Annotated in this window: 17 protein-coding genes; 9 read left to right on the top strand and 8 right to left on the bottom strand. The window is 64.5% G+C overall.

The genetic code is table 11. The features are described 5' to 3' along the window. Positions 1-232: 232 nt before the first annotated feature. Positions 233-574, bottom strand: a complete 342-nt coding sequence (locus tag Q1W26_RS19785; protein WP_300443792.1) for a type II toxin-antitoxin system RelE/ParE family toxin — start codon at positions 572-574, stop codon at positions 233-235. A gap of 226 nt (positions 575-800) precedes the next feature. Between Q1W26_RS19785 and Q1W26_RS19790 the strand changes: the two genes are divergently transcribed. From Q1W26_RS19790 to Q1W26_RS19800, 3 genes are all read left to right on the top strand, one after another. Beyond that, the gene (locus Q1W26_RS19790) at positions 801-1,112 is read left to right on the top strand and encodes a high-potential iron-sulfur protein (RefSeq protein WP_300443821.1); all 312 of its coding nucleotides are present in this window, start codon (positions 801-803) and stop codon (positions 1,110-1,112) included. Between the two features lie 73 nt (positions 1,113-1,185). After that, positions 1,186-1,383, top strand: coding sequence for a hypothetical protein (locus tag Q1W26_RS19795; protein WP_300443826.1), 198 nt, complete (start codon positions 1,186-1,188; stop codon positions 1,381-1,383). A 2-nt stretch (positions 1,384-1,385) separates the two neighbouring features. After that, positions 1,386-1,862 (top strand): PRC-barrel domain-containing protein, encoded by a 477-nt coding sequence (locus Q1W26_RS19800; RefSeq protein ID WP_300443828.1) that lies wholly within the window; start codon positions 1,386-1,388, stop codon positions 1,860-1,862. A gap of 234 nt (positions 1,863-2,096) precedes the next feature. Here the strand turns inward: Q1W26_RS19800 and Q1W26_RS21560 are convergent, their stop codons facing one another. The 5 genes from Q1W26_RS21560 to Q1W26_RS19830 form a co-directional block, all read right to left on the bottom strand. Next, the gene (locus Q1W26_RS21560; RefSeq protein WP_366143713.1) at positions 2,097-3,407 is read right to left on the bottom strand and encodes an ATP-binding cassette domain-containing protein; all 1,311 of its coding nucleotides are present in this window, start codon (positions 3,405-3,407) and stop codon (positions 2,097-2,099) included. A 17-nt stretch (positions 3,408-3,424) separates the two neighbouring features. After that, the gene (locus Q1W26_RS19815; protein WP_300443856.1) at positions 3,425-4,186 is read right to left on the bottom strand and encodes an ABC transporter ATP-binding protein; all 762 of its coding nucleotides are present in this window, start codon (positions 4,184-4,186) and stop codon (positions 3,425-3,427) included. A gap of 2 nt (positions 4,187-4,188) precedes the next feature. Then, on the bottom strand, positions 4,189-5,121 hold the full coding sequence (locus Q1W26_RS19820) for a branched-chain amino acid ABC transporter permease (RefSeq protein ID WP_300443863.1): 933 nt from the start codon (positions 5,119-5,121) through the stop codon (positions 4,189-4,191). 2 nt (positions 5,122-5,123) lie between these two features. Then, entirely contained in the window at positions 5,124-5,999 is an 876-nt protein-coding gene (locus Q1W26_RS19825) for a branched-chain amino acid ABC transporter permease (RefSeq protein ID WP_300443867.1), read from the bottom strand. Positions 6,000-6,292: 293 nt separating this feature from the next. Then, complete coding sequence (locus tag Q1W26_RS19830; protein ID WP_300443878.1) at positions 6,293-7,093, bottom strand: IclR family transcriptional regulator; 801 nt, start codon at positions 7,091-7,093, stop codon at positions 6,293-6,295. Positions 7,094-7,175: 82 nt separating this feature from the next. On the opposite strand from Q1W26_RS19830, the gene paaY reads away from it, so the two are divergent. Beyond that, a complete protein-coding gene (paaY, locus tag Q1W26_RS19835; protein ID WP_300443883.1) occupies positions 7,176-7,796 on the top strand; it encodes a phenylacetic acid degradation protein PaaY in 621 nt (206 codons plus the stop codon). A gap of 118 nt (positions 7,797-7,914) precedes the next feature. On the opposite strand, the gene paaX is transcribed toward paaY, so the two are convergent. Both paaX and Q1W26_RS19845 read right to left on the bottom strand, forming a co-directional pair. Beyond that, the gene (paaX, locus tag Q1W26_RS19840; protein ID WP_300443885.1) at positions 7,915-8,868 is read right to left on the bottom strand and encodes a phenylacetic acid degradation operon negative regulatory protein PaaX; all 954 of its coding nucleotides are present in this window, start codon (positions 8,866-8,868) and stop codon (positions 7,915-7,917) included. A 91-nt stretch (positions 8,869-8,959) separates the two neighbouring features. After that, complete coding sequence (locus Q1W26_RS19845) at positions 8,960-10,009, bottom strand: 2Fe-2S iron-sulfur cluster-binding protein (protein WP_300443897.1); 1,050 nt, start codon at positions 10,007-10,009, stop codon at positions 8,960-8,962. A gap of 320 nt (positions 10,010-10,329) precedes the next feature. On the opposite strand from Q1W26_RS19845, the gene paaN reads away from it, so the two are divergent. Genes paaN through paaK form a run of 5 tightly spaced genes read left to right on the top strand, consistent with a single transcriptional unit; the run spans position 10,330 to position 16,161 of the window. Next, on the top strand, positions 10,330-11,997 hold the full coding sequence (paaN, locus tag Q1W26_RS19850) for a phenylacetic acid degradation protein PaaN (protein ID WP_300443903.1): 1,668 nt from the start codon (positions 10,330-10,332) through the stop codon (positions 11,995-11,997). Between the two features lie 9 nt (positions 11,998-12,006). Further along, the gene (gene paaG / locus Q1W26_RS19855; protein ID WP_300443905.1) at positions 12,007-12,804 is read left to right on the top strand and encodes a 2-(1,2-epoxy-1,2-dihydrophenyl)acetyl-CoA isomerase PaaG; all 798 of its coding nucleotides are present in this window, start codon (positions 12,007-12,009) and stop codon (positions 12,802-12,804) included. Continuing rightward, positions 12,801-14,336: a 3-hydroxyacyl-CoA dehydrogenase PaaH gene (paaH, locus tag Q1W26_RS19860; RefSeq protein ID WP_300443918.1), complete on the top strand. Its 1,536-nt coding sequence runs from the start codon at positions 12,801-12,803 to the stop codon at positions 14,334-14,336. The genes paaG and paaH overlap by 4 nt, the downstream gene beginning before the upstream one ends. After that, a complete protein-coding gene (paaI, locus tag Q1W26_RS19865) occupies positions 14,326-14,793 on the top strand; it encodes a hydroxyphenylacetyl-CoA thioesterase PaaI (RefSeq protein ID WP_300443924.1) in 468 nt (155 codons plus the stop codon). Before paaH ends, paaI begins: the two co-directional genes overlap by 11 nt. A gap of 42 nt (positions 14,794-14,835) precedes the next feature. Further along, complete coding sequence (gene paaK, locus Q1W26_RS19870) at positions 14,836-16,161, top strand: phenylacetate--CoA ligase PaaK (protein ID WP_300443926.1); 1,326 nt, start codon at positions 14,836-14,838, stop codon at positions 16,159-16,161. Positions 16,162-16,167 lie beyond the last annotated feature (6 nt).

Below are 16,167 nucleotides of genomic sequence, written 5' to 3' on the forward strand. Positions count from 1 at the left end.
CGCTGCCGCCCCTTTAGCGAAAGCTAGGGCGGCGCAAGTCAATCCTGGTGAATTCGCCACCCCTGCCCGAAGGCCATCGGGGCCGGTTAGAACGGCCGGTTTCGGAATCTGCTCCCTGTGTCCGCTCCTGGCCGGCTTCTGTCTTTCATTCAGCCTCTCGTCGCTCTGCAAGCAACATTCAAATCGCCGATTTGCGACATTCCCGGGCTTGATCGGCCCCGCCGCAGATCGACTATGCGCCCAGCAGCCTTCTCGCCAACACTGACTGCATATCACGATGTCCGTCAGCAATCAGGTAGATGATGATTTGGTGGCCAGTAACTCGGTAGATCACGCGGTATGGTTTGAAGAAAGTCTGGCGATACTCTTTGATGCCGACGCTGACCAGTTCTTTCGGGTAGCTGCCGTGCTCCGGAAACCTGGACAAGCTCTCGACTATCTTTATCAACTCATCCAGCACGTAGTTGGCGCTGGCCACACAGTCGAACTCGGAGAGGTAGTCGTTAATGGCCTCCAAGTCCTGCTCGGCACCCTCGGTGAGCAGGACTTCGAAGCTGGCGGGTGTGCCAGCCATCAGACGGCGGCTCGCTTGGCGCGCAGACGGGTAACAACATCGGCCACAGGTTTGACTTTGCCAGCGGCCACATCCTGGTTGCCCAGCGCCAGGATTTTCAGCAAGGCCAGTGTTTCTCGCTGGCCGGGCCGCAAAGGGATGTGCGCGGAGCGGCCTGGGTTATGTTCGGTAACGCACACAAGTAAAGCCATTCCTGCCCTATGTGCGCCGCCGAACGGCGCGGAAAGTGGCCGTTCGTCAGCATTGCCAGCCAGTGGTTCATCAGCCGAAACCGGTGATTGACGCAGTCGCTACCCGCCGGGTTCGCAGCGGAAGGCGGTTCGATGGTTCGCCGCGCGGCTTCAGGAGCCACATCGAGGCGCGCGCCGACCGCTTGCGTGACGACACGACGCAGGGAACAGATGATGAGAAACGACATTTCATCGCGCAGAGGTGTGCCGCGTGCCTTCATTTCAACGCGGAATCGAACACCTGCAAACTGGTCGAGGGCCAGATCAGCCCGAATGGCTGGTGCGACTTGTGGACGAAGAAAGCCTGATTACCGGTTCGCTATCCCCCACGGACAGAGGATTGACCCGGTTACCCGCTGGTCGAGTTGAAGGGGAAACAGCATGGAAAGCATGGAACAGATCGAACTGGACAGACATCGAGACGAAATTTTCGATGGTGTGAAAAAGTTGGTCGAGCATTACCGGAGTGTATTTGCCTGGGATATACCGGAAGTCGATCAGGCGCGGGCCGATGGACTCATCCTCGCGGAGATCCGTAACGCCCTGATCAGGATTGAAAATGAATTACCCGGGAGCTGATCATGAATTATGAAGAACGCGACACCTATGGCATGTACAAGGTTACCGCCGGCCTTGCCACCGAGCCCGACACGAGTGCAGGGCCCGGGCCGCGGTTGATGGGGGCGCACACGCTCATTGACAATGACGTGTGCAACCAGAACGGTGAAGATCTGGGCGACATCAAGGAGCTGATGCTGGATGTGCAGAGTGGCCGGGTGGCCTATGCGGTGCTGTCTTTTGGCGGCTTCCTCGGCATGGGTGAGAAGCTGTTTGCCGTGCCCTGGAGCGCCTTGACCCTCGATACGGTGAATAAACGCTTCGTGCTGGGTGTCGACAAGGAGCGCCTCAACGCTGCGCCCGGATTCGACAAGGACAGGTGGCCGGACATGCAGGATCCGGCTTGGAGGAAGGAAATTCGTTCTTACTACGGCACGACGGATGATGCGGATGCGGAGGGCCGGTTTGCCGACGACCCGCTCGGCCAAAGTTCGGGTTAGCGGCGCCGCGGACGATGCGATGACCGCCCCCCGCGTCAGTCCGGCCTTCAGCGGATCGGCGCGGAGGCCGGATCCATCGCACCACACCGCGAACTAGCGAGGGGCCCATGCGTGTGCATCGGCCCCTCGCTTTTTGTCCGCACCCAGGGGCCGGCGCCACCGGCCGTGGTGCCGGGTCGGCTCCCGCAGTTGTCTATATGGAATCGACAGTGCAGGCGGGCTGCCGGGTCGCGCTTACATGCCCAGGTAGGCGGCGCGGACCTGTTCGTCCTCGATCAGCTCGCGGCCGCTGCCGGTGAGGGTGATGTTGCCGGTTTCGAGCACATAGCCACGGTCGGCGATGGCGAGGGCCGAGAAGGCGTTCTGTTCCACCAGCAGGATGGTCATGCCTTGGGCCTTCAAGGTTTTCACCACGTTGAAGACTTCTTCCACCAGCAGCGGGGCGAGGCCCATCGACGGCTCGTCGAGGAGCAGCAGCTTGGGGCGGCCCATCAGCGCGCGGCCGATGGCCAGCATCTGCTGCTGACCGCCGGAGAGCGTGCCGGCGGGGAGCTTCCGCTTCTCTTTCAGGATCGGGAACATGGTGAAGATCTTTTCCAGATCGCCTTCCACCTGCTGCTTGGGCTGGGTGTAGGCCCCGAGGCGCAGGTTGTCCTCGATCGACAGCGGCCCGAAGACCTGGCGGCCTTCCGGCGACTGGCAGATGCCGCGGCGCATGCGCATGTCGGAGCGCAGCTTCGAGATGTCTTCGCCATCGAAAACAATCTTGCCCGCCGACATCGGCTGCACGCCCGACAGGGTGCGCAGGAATGTGGTTTTGCCGGCGCCGTTGGCGCCTACCAGGGCCACGGTTTCGCCGCGTCGCACTTCCAGTGAGATGCCTTTGAGCGCCTTGATGCGCCCGTAGCAGCTTTCCAGGCCGCTGACGCTGAGCAGCACGTCGCCTTTGCCGCCGGCCGCTTGCAGTTCGCCGGCGCTCTGGCCGCCGAGTCCGACCGACACCGGCGCCAGGCTGGCAACCTTGTGGAACAGCTCGCGGAATTCGGCCCGCGCGGCGCTGCCAAACACCGGGTCGTCGTTATCCAGAAAGGCCTGGTCGATCTCGGCCCAGTCGGCGGCGGTGAGCACTTCGCTGGCGAGCGGGTAGATGTCCTTTTCTTCGCTGCGGATGTGCGCTTTCTGGTCGTTGAGGTAGAGGCGCAGGGCTTCTGCCAGTTCGCTTACGCTGCTGCGGCCGGCGGCGGTGTCGGCCAGTTGCCGGCGCAGGGCTTTGAGGTTTTGCGGCCCGTTGCGGTGTTCGGCCTGCAGGCGGTCGAGGAGCGGCCCGGCCTTGTCGCTGCGCTGGCGCAGGATGCGGAACAGGTACTCGTCTTCCTTCTTGTGGTGGCAGCCGTCCATGAAGTGCTCGAAGTAATCGAGCACGGAGCCGATGAAGGCCGGGTCGGCCTTCTGATCCCGTTCCATCTCGCCGATGACCTGGTCGAGGGTGATGGCCAGGCGCCACAGGTTGCGGTGCTCGTCCTTGATGATGCGCAGTGCTTCCATCTTTTTATCCTCGGGCTTCAGGCGTGGGCGCCCAGGTAGGCGGCGATCACGTCGGGATTCCTGCGAACTTCCTCGCCCGTGCCTTCGGCCAGTTTTTTGCCGTAGTCGAGCACCAGGATGCGGTCGGAGAGGTTCATCACCATCTTCATGTCGTGTTCGACGAGCACCACCGTGATGCCCGAATCGGCCACCTTGCGGATGAGTTCATCCACTTCGATGGTTTCCTTGGGATTGAGGCCGGCGGCCGGTTCGTCGAGGAAGATCAGGCGCGGCTTCATGGCCAGCGCGCGGGCGATTTCGAGGCGCTTGAGGGCGCCGTAGGGCATGGAGTCGGCGCGGGCTTCGATGTACTTTTCGAGGCCGACGAAGCGCATCAGCTCGGCCGCTTCGACACGCATTTCGGCATCGCGGCGGGTCAGCGTGGGCAGGCGCAGGGCGGCTTTGAGCAGGTTGCGGTCGAGCCGCAGGTGGGCGCCCACCATCACGTTCTCGATGGCGCTCATGTTCATGCAGATCTGCAGGTTCTGGAAAGTGCGCGCCACGCCGCGGGTCGCCAGTTCGTTGGGTGATTTGCCGCCGATGGATTCGCCATCGAGGCGGATCTCCCCGCTGGTCGGCTTGTAAACCCCGGTGATCAGGTTGAACAGGGTGGTCTTGCCGGCGCCGTTGGGGCCGATCACCGCATACACGATGCCGGCGTCGATGCTGAAGCTCACTTCCTGCACGGCCTTTACGCCGCCGAAGTGGATGGAGAGTTTGTTTACGTCGAGGAGCGCCATGCTCAGTCTCCTTTGCCAAATTTGGCGGCCAGAGTCGGAACCAGGCCCTTGGGCATGAAGATCATGCACACCATGAGGATTACGCCGAAAGCCACGGTCTCCCAGCCTTCGAAGGTGGCCAGGGCTTGGGGCAGGGCGGTGAGCAGCACCGCGCCGATCAGTGAGCCATACACCGAGGCCATGCCGCCGATCACCACCATGGTCACCAGCTCGATCGAGTGGAAGAAGTCGGCCAGGTTGGGAGTGACGAAGCCCACGTAATGGGCGGTGACGCTGCCCATCAGGCTGGCAAACACCGCCGACATCACGAAGATGGCGACCTTGTAGCGCACCACGTCCACGCCCACCACCTGCGAGGCGACTTCCGAGCCGTGCAAGGCGCGCAGGGCGCGGCCGAAGGGCGAGTCGATGAGGTTGATGGAAGCCCACACGCTCACCGACAGCATCAGGGCAACGACCCAGTACCAGTGCTTGTCGCTGGCGAGTTCGAAGCCCATGAGGCCCATCGTCGGCACCGGCATGCCGTCGGGGCCGCCGGTCCAGGCGGCCTCATTGCGGATGGCGATGTTGATGATGATTCCCAGGCCGAGGGTCGCCATGGCCAGGTATTGGCCCTTGAGCTTGAAGATCGGGCGCGCCAGCACTGCCGCCAGCAAGCCCGTGACGGCTGCGCCGGCGCCCATCGCCAGCAGCGGATGCCAGCCGAAATGGGTGGGCAGCACCGCCGAGGCATAGGCCCCGATGCCGAGGAAGCCGGCATGGCCCAGGCTGATCTGGCCGGCAAAGCCGATCAGCAGGTTGAGGCCGAGGACGATCACCGCGTTGATGGCCATGCGGATGGCCAGGTCGAGATAGAAGCTGTTGGGCACCACCAGCGGCAGCACGGCGAGCACCGCGATGACGATGTAGAGCCCGAAGTAGGCGCGTTTCTGCATGTTTACACCCGGTCGGTGACCCGGGCGCCAAACAGGCCGCGGGGCATGAAGAAGAGGATGAAGAGGATCAGCACGAAGGGGATCGCATCCTTGTAGGCCGAGGACAGGTAGCCCGCGCCGAAGGATTCGAGAATGCCCACCAGTAGGCCGCCGATGACGGCGCCGAGGCCGTTGCCAAGCCCGCCGACCACCGCCGCCACGAAGCCCTTGAGGCCGAGCATGATGCCCACGTCGTAGGAGGTGAGGGTGATCGGGGTGACCAGGATGCCGCCCACGGCGCCCAGCGCCGCCGACATGGCGAAGCTCATGAACAGCACCTTGCTGGTGTTGATGCCGACCAGCTCTGCCGCGAGGCTGTTGTAGGAGGTGGCCAGCATGGCCTTGCCGGTCAGGGTGCGGTTGAAGAAGTACCACAGCACGACCACCACCACGGCGGTGACGCCGAGCACCCACAGGCTCTGGGGCATCAGGGTGGCGCCGAGGATTTCGATCGGGGTGTCGCCGGAGAAGGCCGGCAGGCTGTGCGTGCCCTTGCCCAGAAAGACGGCGGTGAGGCCGCGGATCACCAGCGAGGCGCCGATGGTGATGATGATCAGGGTGACGGTTTCGGCGCCCTTCACCGGCTCGATGGCCAGCTTTTCAACCACGATGCCGACGATGGCCGGAATCAGGATGGCCAGCACCAGGGCCGCCGGCAGGGGCAGGCCGGACTGGGTGAAGAACACCGCCAGCATGCCGCCCAGCATGATGAATTCGCCCTGGGCGAAGTTGATCACGTTGCTGGCGTTGTAAATGAGCGTGAAGCCCAGGGCCGCGAGGGCGTAGGTGGCGCCGACGGTGGCACCCGAGAAGAGGAACTGGAGGAATTGGGCAAGCATTACGCACCCCTTCCTGACGGGTTGGTATCACGTTGGTGGTTCATTTTTGTCTCCTGTCGTGCCGGGTGTTGGACGGGTGACCTGCGCCGTGATCGGGCGGGTTCTGTATTTTGTAATCTGTTCTGCAGATTAGAAATGATACAAAAATGCTAGTCAAGGAAAAAATTTGTATCGCAATTTGGAGGACGGTGGAAAGGGCGTCCGCAGCGCCTTGTGGTGCCCCCGGCCAGAAGCGCAAATCCCGGCGCGTGGCCGGGATCTGAAGGGGTACGGAAGCGGTGAGGCGAGGTCTGCTACGGCGCCGCTGCGGTGTCGCGCGTCGAGCCCAGGCGGACTGAAAGGCTGTGCGCAGAGTGCTTCAATTCAAGAATCGTCGGGCTTTCGGCGCGCATGTCGGTGGAGCCTTCGACGCCGACGATGACCAGCGCCATGGTGAGTTCGTTCTTGAAATTGAAGACCGGCGCCGCCACCGCTTCGACGCCTTTTACCGCGTAGTTGCCGGAGATGGCGGCGACGCCTTCGCGCTCGACTTCGGCGAGCATGGCGTAGGCGTCATCGAGGGTGTGGATGTCGGCGGGGGCGCTGCCTGCGGCCAGTTCCTTGAGGATCTGCTCTTCCACTTGCTCGCGCGGCAGCCACGCGGCAAAGACGCGGCCGGCCGCCGAACTGAGCAGTTTGAGGTGGGTGCCGGTAACCACGTTGACGATGATCGGGCGGTTGGGACGTTCCCAGCGGACGATCACCGGGCCGTGGTCACCCCACACGGCGAGGGCGGTGGTTTCGTTGATGGTGTCGCGCAGCTCGGCGATGGCCGCCATGCCCAGGCGCACCCGGTCCAGGCGGTCGATGGCGACCAGGCCGATCTTGAGGGCGAAGGGGCCGATGTTGTAGCGGGAGGTGAGCGGATCCTGCTCGACCAGCCCGACGCGGATCAGGCTGACCAGGTAGCGGTGGGCCTTGGAGGGCGGCATTTCGGCGGCGGCGGCGATGTCCTTGAGCATCATCGAGCGCTGGCCGCCGACCATCGCCTTGAGGATGCCCATCCCTACTTCCAGGGACTGTACGCCGTGCTTTCCTTCCAGTTCTTCACTCATGATCCTGAATTCTCGGTTATGTTACGCATTGAAGAATAGATTTCATTATAAGAAACCATCTGTCAACCAAGGAGATCAATTCATGACGACAACGCTGCGCGTGTATGCCATCGACGGCATCGTTCCAGTGGTGGACCCGAGCGCCTATGTGCACCCGTCCGCGGTGCTGATCGGCGACGTGATCGTCGGCCCCGAGTGCTACGTGGGGCCGTGCGCCAGCCTGCGCGGGGATTTCGGGCGGCTCATTCTCGAGCGCGGCGCCAACCTGCAGGACACCTGCGTGATGCACGGTTTTCCGGGCACCGACACGGTGGTCGAGGAGAACGGCCACATCGGCCACGGGGCGGTGCTGCACGGCTGCCGCATCCGCCGGAATGCGCTGGTGGGGATGAACGCGGTGATCATGGACAACGCCATCATCGGCGAATCGTCCATCGTGGCGGCCAGCGCCTTTGTGAAGGCCGGCGCCGAGATTCCGCCGCGGGTGCTGGTGGCCGGCATGCCGGCCAGGGTGATCCGCGAACTGAGCGACGAGGAGATCCGCTGGAAAGGGGAGGGCACCGCAACCTACCAGGATCTGACCCGGCGCAGCCTGGCGACGATGGTGGAAACCGCGCCGTTGAGCGCCGTCGAAGCCGATCGCAAGCGCATCCACATGCCGGACGTGGTGCCGCTGGTGGCCTTGCGCAAGAAGGAAGATTAGGGGCGACTAGGTCGGGTTAGCGCAGCGTAACCCGACATCCGATGTGTCCATCGACGTTCATGTCGGTGTCGGGTTACGCCCTGCGGGCTAACTCGACCTACCCGTGCTTGCCTCTGAATCAGGCCGGAACGGCCAGCGGGTCGTCTTCCCGAAAGCGCTCGTGGAGCGTCGGGGTGACTTCGGGCGTCTGCCCGTCGGCAAGCTGGAAGTGGGCGTCCAGGTGGCGCTCGGAGGGGGCGAGCAGGCGGCGGTAGAGTTCCTTGCACAGCAGCCGGGCCTTTTGCCCCGGCCACTCGGGCGGAAGCAGCACGTCGGGCAGTTCCGGGTCGCGCAGGAGCAGGCGGCGGTAGTCGTGGATCAGCAGGATGCGCAGCAGGAAGGCGCTTTCGCCGTCGATTTCCGCCTGTCCCTCGGCGCGCAGTTGTTCGAGAACGGGCTGATAGCACTCGACGAACTCGGCGTAAACGCCGGCCAGCCGTTCCAGGTTCCAGGCGCCGTGCACCATGTCGATGTCGTTGGCGGCGTTGCCGAACTGGGCGTCGGCGGCGAGCAGCGGCTTGAGCTTGCCGAGTACGTCCGACAGGCCTTCGGCGATCAGCGCGTCGAAGGCCGCCGACAGATCGGCGCTCGGGTGCACGAAACAATCGCCATTGAGAACCCCGAAGCCTTGCCAGAACAGCGCGCGGCGCAGGGCTTCGCGGCGTTTGGGCGGCAGTTCGCCCACCGTGATGATGAGTCGCCAGCGGCGGTCCCAGCGGGGGGCGCTGGAAGCGTAGATGTGCCGCGAAGCTTCTTCGAAGCGGCGCTGGCCAGACGGCGTGAGCAGATAATCGGTGCGCCGGCCCGAGGGTTCGGTGCGCAGCCATTCCTCTTTGGCGAGGCGGAATACCGAGGTGCGCACCAGGCGCTCGTTGAGTTCCAGCGGCTCCAGCAGGCGAATCAGGCTGCCCAGCCAGATACGGCTGCCCCGCGGCAAAACCGCGTCGCCAAAGACTGAAATGATGAGGGAGCCGGCCTGCACACGGCCTTGCTGACGGAAGTCGTCGAGACGTTTCTGGATCGGGGGCAGCACTGGATTTGCCGAGTGAATGAGGCAGAAAAGCGAAGTAGTCTAGCGGCTCGCCCTGGATCTGGGTAGCGCGGGCAGGCAGCCCTGGCGCGCCTCAGGTGACCAGAAGATGGTCTGCATCGGGCTCTGCCGGCTGCTGCCGGGCGAAGAAGGCTTCGGTGTGGATGAGCTCGGGCCGGGCTCCCAGTGCCTTTGCCGCGGTCACGCAACTCGCCACGAAATCGGGGCTGCCGGCCGCAAAGACGGTGTGCTTCGACAGGTCGGGAAACAGCCCGGGCAGCACCGCCCGGATGCGCCCGGCGAGGTGGCCGTGCTGTCTTTCGCGGGTGAGGGTGATCCGGTAGTCGAAGCCGGGGTGGCGGGCGCGCCACCAGGCCATCAGGCCCTGGCCGTAGATATCGGCCCGGGTGCGCGCCGAAAAAACCACGCTTACCGGCTGGCGAAAGCCGCGCCGCAGGGCCGCTTCGGTGAGCGCCAGGATGGGCGCGAGGCCGGTGCCTGCCGCCAGGCACAGCACCGGCGTATCGACAGACGGGTCGCCGATGAAGCTGCCGTAGGCGCCGGCCAGCGTAAGGCTGGCGCCGGGCTGCAGCTGATCGTGGATCCAGTTGCTGGTGATGCCGCCCTCGGCGCGGGCCACCTGCAGCACCAGTTCGCCATCCGGGCGCGGGGTGTTGGCGATGGAATAGGCGCGGGCCGGAATGCCGCCATCCGGATGGCCCAGCGTCACGTACTGGCCGGGCCAGTAGCGGATCGGCTCGCCAACCGGACGCAGCCGCAGTTCGACCACCCTGTCGGTAAGCCGGTGCTTGTCGGTGAGCACAAAGCGGGCATCGTCACGCGGCGGAAAGAGCCGGGGGCGGGCGTCGGCCGTGCCCCATTCAATACCCAGTACCTCGGAAATCGGCTTGGCCATGCACATCAGGCCGTAGCCCTGGCGACGCTCGTCGCGGGACAGGGCCATGTCGAGAACCATGCCCTGATCGAACTGCCCCGAGCTGACCTTGACCTTGCACTCGCCACAAGCGCCGGCCCGGCAGTTGTTGGGCAGCGCGTAGCCGGCCTTCTCGAGGGCCATCAGCACGGTGTCGCCGTCGGCGCACTCCACCGACTTGCCCGAGGGATGCATGAGGATGCGTGTCATGTTCGCCTTTGACCTGTAAAACCACTCTGCTGGGTGGCGATTAAACGATACAAAATAAAATTATTTTATAGTAAAAATGTATCTTGTTTTTGCGTCTCAGAAAAAACTCGAATCTTTTTTTGTGCGCAAAAATCAGGGCTATTTTTGAAATTTATGAAAATAACTAACTGAAAATAATCATGTTTTAAAATATGGAACTAGTTTCTATGGGTGGAATTTTTGATCTTCTTACCAATAAAATGCGATACCCAGCATTGACATGGATCATCTAGGTTTGTAACGTTTGCTCCAGAAGACAAAACCCAAACGGAGACAGACGAATGACTCATCCCCTGTTCGAAAAGCATCGCGCCACCCTCGAAGCGGCCCTCGGCGCCATCGCCACCCGCACTTACTGGTCGGCCTACCCGGAAATGCCCAGCCCCAAGGTGTATGGCGAAACCGCGCCCGACGACGGCAAGCGCGCTTTCGAGGCGCATCTGGGCCAGCAATTCGAACTGGGGCAGCCGGGGCAGAGCGGTTGGCAGGGCGGTGAATCCTCGCCTTATGGCATCGAACTGGGCGTGAGCTACCCGGTGTGCGACCCGGACGCGCTGATCGCCGCCGGCCTTCACGCCATGAAGGGCTGGCAGGCCGTGGGTGCCGATGGCCGCACCGGCATCTGCCTCGAAATCCTCGAGCGCCTCAACAAACAGAGCTTCGAGCTGGCCCACGCGGTGATGATGACCACCGGCCAGGGCTGGATGATGGCCTTCCAGGCCGGCGCCCCCCACGCCCAGGACCGTGGCCTCGAAGCCGTGGCCTATGCCTGGCGCGAGCAGAGCTTCGTGCCCGCCGAGGCCGTCTGGGAAAAGCCCCAGGGCAAGAACCCGGCGCTGGTCATGAAGAAGCACTTCCAGATCGTCGGCCGGGGTATCGGCTTGGTGATCGGCTGCAGCACCTTCCCCACCTGGAACACCTACCCGGGCCTGTTCGCGGCGCTGTCCACCGGCAACGCGGTGATCGTCAAGCCGCACAGCAACGCCATCCTGCCGGCCGCCATCACCGTTCGCACGGTGCGCGCCGTGCTGGCCGAAAACGGCATCGACCCCAACCTGGTCAGCCTGTGCGTCACCGACAAGCGCACCACCACCCAGGCTCTGGCCACCCACCCGGCGGTCAAGTCGGTGGATTTCACCGGCGGCAACGTGTTTGGCCAGTGGCTCATCGACAATTCCCGCCAGGCTCAGGTGTATGCCGAGCTGGCCGGTGTGAACAACATCGTCATCGACTCCACCAACGCCTACAAGGCGATGCTGGGCAACCTGGCCTTCACCCTGTCGCTTTACTCGGGCCAGATGTGCACCACCTCCCAGGCGCTGTTCGTGCCGGCCGATGGCATCGAAACCGAAGACGGCCACAAGTCTTATGACGAGTTCTGTGCCGACCTGGCCAAATCGGTCGAGCGCTTTTTGTCCAAGCCCGAAGTTGCCCATGCGGTGCTCGGCGCGATCCAGTCCGCCGACACCGCGGAGCGCATCAATCTTGCCAACAGCGGCGCTCTGGGCAAGATCGTGCTGGCCTCCGCCAAGCTCGACAACCCGGACTTCCCGGCCGCCACCGTGCGCACCCCGGTGCTGCTGGCCTGCGATGCCGCCGACGAGAAGCTCTACATGGAAGAGCGCTTCGGCCCGATCAGCTTCATCGTCAAGGTGGCCGACACCGCCGCCGCCATCGCCCTGTCCGAGCGCGTCGTCAGCACCCACGGGGCGCTCACTGCCGGCGTGTATTCCACCAGGCAGGACGTGATCGACGCGATGACCGAAGCCACCTGGCGCAGCAAGGTCGCCCTGTCCATCAACCTGACCGGCGGCGTCTTTGTGAACCAGTCGGCGGCGTACTCCGACTATCACGGCACCGGCGGCAACCCGGCGGCCAACGCCTCCTACTCGGATTCGGCCTTTGTCGCCAACCGCTTCCGCGTCGTTCAGCGCCGCTACCACGCCTGAGGAATCGTCATGGACTACCAGAACATCCTCTTCACGGTGGAGGCGGGCATTGCTCGCCTGACGCTGAACCGCCCGGACAAGCTCAACAGCTTCACCGGCGAGATGCACGTCGAACTGCGCGACGCCCTCGACACCGTCCAGTCCGACCCCACCATCCGCGTGCTGGTGCTCACGGGCGCCGGCCGGGCGTTCTGCGCCGGTCAGGATCTGGCCGACCCCGAAATGGCCATCGCCCCGGGCCGGCCCATGCCGGACATCGGCAACGTGGTCGAGAAGAACTACAAGCCGCTGGTGCTGCGCCTGCAAAACCTGCGCGTGCCCACCATCGCCGCGGTGAACGGCATTGCCGCCGGCGCCGGCGCCAGCGTGGCGCTGGCCTGTGACCTGGTTGTCGCCACCAAGTCGGCGTCCTTCCTGCAGGCTTTCAGCAAGATCGGCCTGGTGCCCGACACCGGCGGTACGTGGTTCCTGCCCCAGCGCGTCGGCATGGCCCGCGCCATGGGCCTGGCCCTGCTGGCCGAAAAACTGCCCGCCGAAAAGGCCGCCGAATGGGGCCTGATCTGGGCCGCCGTCGAAGATGCCGAGTTCGTCGCCAGCGTCGATCGTCTGGCCACGCAGCTTTCCACCGCGCCCACCAAGGCCCTGGTGCGGACTCGCCAGGCCCTGCACGCGGCGCCGGGCCATACGCTCGAGCAGCAACTTTCCTTTGAAGGCAGCTTCATGCGCGAACTGGGCTGGAGCCCGGATTACGCCGAAGGCGTCGCCGCCTTCATGGAAAAGCGCGCACCGAAGTTCACCGGGGAATGAGCGTGACCGAGGCGCTCAAAACTTCTTCCGTCGTGGCCGTGGTCGGCACCGGCGCCATGGGGGCCGGCATCGCCCAGGTGGCGGCGGCCGCCGGCCACGTGGTCAAGCTGCTCGACAACCGCCCCGAAGCCGCGGCCAAGGCGGTGGCCGGCATCCGTGCCCAGTTCGCCCGTCTGGCCGAAAAAGGCAAGCTCACGCTTGATGCGGCACAAGCCGCCGGCGCGCGACTGCTGCCGGTCGAGCAACTGGCCGATCTGGCGGACGCCGCGCTGGTGGTCGAAGCCATCGTCGAAAGCCTGGAAGCCAAGCAAACGCTCTACCGCGATCTCGAAGCCATCGTCGGCGCCGACTGCATTTTTGGCACCAACACCTCGTCGATTTCCGTCACCGCCATCGGCGCCGCCCTCAAGCGTCCCGAGCGTCTGGCCGGCCTGCACTTCTTCAACCCGGCGCCGCTGATGGCGCTGGTGGAGATCGTCTCCGGCCTCGCCACCGACAAGGCCGTGGCCGACACGCTGTTTGCCACCGCGGCGGCCTGGGGCAAGACGCCGGTGCATGCCCGCTCGACGCCCGGCTTCATCGTCAACAGGGTGGCCCGGCCGTACTACGCCGAATCCCTGCGCATCCTCAACGAAGGCGGCGCCGACTGCGCCACCCTCGACGCGGTGATGCGCGAGGCCGGCGGCTTTCGCATGGGGCCTTTCGAGCTGATGGACATGATCGGCCACGACGTGAATTTCGCCGTGACCCGCTCGGTGTGGAACGCCTTCTTCAACGACCAGCGCTTTCTGCCGTCGCTGATCCAGCAGGAGCTGGTGGATGCCGGCTTCTACGGTCGCAAGAGCGGCCGTGGTTTCTACGATTACCGGGAAGGCGCCGAGCGCCCGTTGGCCAAGAATGCCGTCGCCCAGAGCGTGCCGGGCCGGATCGTGCTGCATGGCGAATCCGCCGCTGCGCTGGCCCTGGCCGACCGGCTGCATGAACGGAACATCGCCTACACCTGGGGCGAGGCCGACGACGACCGTATCGCCGAGGCCGGCGAGGCGGTGATCTACCTTACCGACGGCCGCACGGCCACCCGCCGGGCGGCCGACAGCGGCATCGCCAACACGGTGCTGATCGATCTGGCCCTCGACTACACCCAGGCCAGCCGGCTGGCGATGAGTGCTGCCCAGGGGTGCTTTGCGCCGACCGTCGGCGCTGCCATCGGCCTGCTGCAGGCGGCCGGTTTCTCGGTGTCGCGCCTTGCGGATCTGCCCGGTCTGGTGGTGATGCGTACCGTGGCCATGCTCGCCAACGAGGCCGCCGACGCGGTGAATCAGGGCGTCTGCGATGCGGCGGGTGCCGATGCGGCCATGCGCCTGGGCGTCAATTACCCCCGCGGGCCGCTGGCCTGGGCCGATCTGGCCGGGCTGCCGGCCATCTGCCGGGTGCTCGCCAATCTCGGCCAGTTTTACGGCGAAGACCGCTACCGCATCTCGCCCCTCATTCAGCAGCGGGTTTCCGCCGGAAAGACCCTCCATGACCGATAAGCACCCCAACGCCGCCGAAGCCCAGGCCCTGGCCGAAGCCGTCGCGGAATGCATGTGGGCCCGCGACCGCGCCACCAACGCCCTCGGCATGAAGATCGAGGCGGTGCGGCCGGGCTATGCGCGGATCTCGATGACGGTGCGCGGCGACATGGTGAATGGTCATCACATCTGCCACGGCGGCCTGATCTTCACCCTGGCCGACAGCGCCTTTGCCTACGCCTGCAACAGCTACAACAAGAACACGGTGGCCTCCGCCTGCAACATCGACTTTCTGGCGCCTGGCCGCGAGGGCGACACGCTGGATGCCGAAGCCGTCGAACAATCCCAGGCCGGCCGCACCGGCGTCTATGACGTGACGGTGCGGGACAGCGCGGGCAAGACCATCGCCCTGTTCCGGGGCAAGAGCTACCGTATTTCCGGCGAAGTCATTGCCGGACTGGCTGCCGAGAAGTCCTGAGCGGCCCTGTACCGAATAACACGGAGAGGAGAGAGACACCCCATGACCGCAAAAATCCCCCAGCCCGGCGATCTCGAGCCCATCGAAACCGCCAGCCGCGACGAAATCTCGGCCCTGCAACTCGAGCGCCTGAAGTGGTCGCTGCGCCACAGCTACGACAACGTCGCCCCCTATCGCGCGCGCTGCGTTGAAAAAGGCATTCATCCGGACGACCTGAAAACGCTGGCCGACCTCGCGAAATTTCCGTTCATGACCAAGACGGACCTGCGCGACAACTACCCGTTTGGCCTCTTTGCCGTGCCCCGCAACAAGCTGGCCCGCCTGCACGCCTCCAGCGGCACCACCGGCAAGTCGGTGGTCGTGGGCTACACCAAAAACGACATCGACAACTGGGCCAGCGTGGTTGCCCGTTCGATCCGCGCCGCGGGCGGCCGGGCCGGCGACATGGTGCATATCGCCTACGGCTACGGCATGTTCACCGGCGGCCTTGGCGCCCACTTCGGTGTCGAGCGCGCCGGCTGCTGTGCGGTGCCGATGTCCGGCGGCCAGACCGAAAAGCAGGTCCAGCAGATCATGGACTTCAAGCCCGAAATCATCATGGTCACCCCGTCCTACTCGCTGGTGATCGCCGAGGAGTTCGAGCGCCTGGGCATCAAGCCCGACGAAATCTCGCTGAAGGTCGGCATCTTTGGCGCCGAGCCGTGGGGGCAGGGCATGCGTGCCGAGATCGAGCGAAAGCTCGGCATCGACGCCATCGACATCTACGGCCTGACCGAAGTCATGGGCCCCGGCGTGGCCTGTGAATGCATCGAATCGAAGGACGGCCCGGTGATCTGGGAAGACCATTTCTACCCCGAGATCATCGACCCTGAAACCGGCGAAGTGCTGCCCGACGGCGAAGAGGGCGAGCTGGTGTTCACCTCGCTGACCAAGGAAGCCTTCCCGGTCATCCGCTACCGCACCCGCGACCTGACCCGCCTGCTCAAGCCCACCTCGCGCTCGTTCCGGCGCATGGACAAGATCACCGGTCGTTCCGACGACATGCTGATCGTGCGCGGCGTGAATGTGTTCCCGACCCAGATCGAGGAGCAGATCCTGCGCGACCAGCGGCTGACCGGCAACTACCAGATCGTGCTGACCCGCGACGGCCACATGGACAACGTGGAAGTGCGTTGCGAAGTGCAGCGCGAGCTGTCCGGCAAGCTCGGCCGCGGCACCATCGAAGAGATCGCCCGCGCGCTGCAGCACCACATCAAGACCATCATCGGCATCTCGACCAAGGTGAACGTCATGGACTTCGACTCCATCCCGCGCACCCAGACCGGCAAGGCCCGTCGCGTGCTCGACCAGCGCCCCAAGCAGATCTGAGGACGA

It is taken from the genome of Zoogloea sp., from assembly GCF_030157465.1.
Taxonomy (GTDB): Bacteria; Pseudomonadota; Gammaproteobacteria; order Burkholderiales; family Rhodocyclaceae; genus Zoogloea.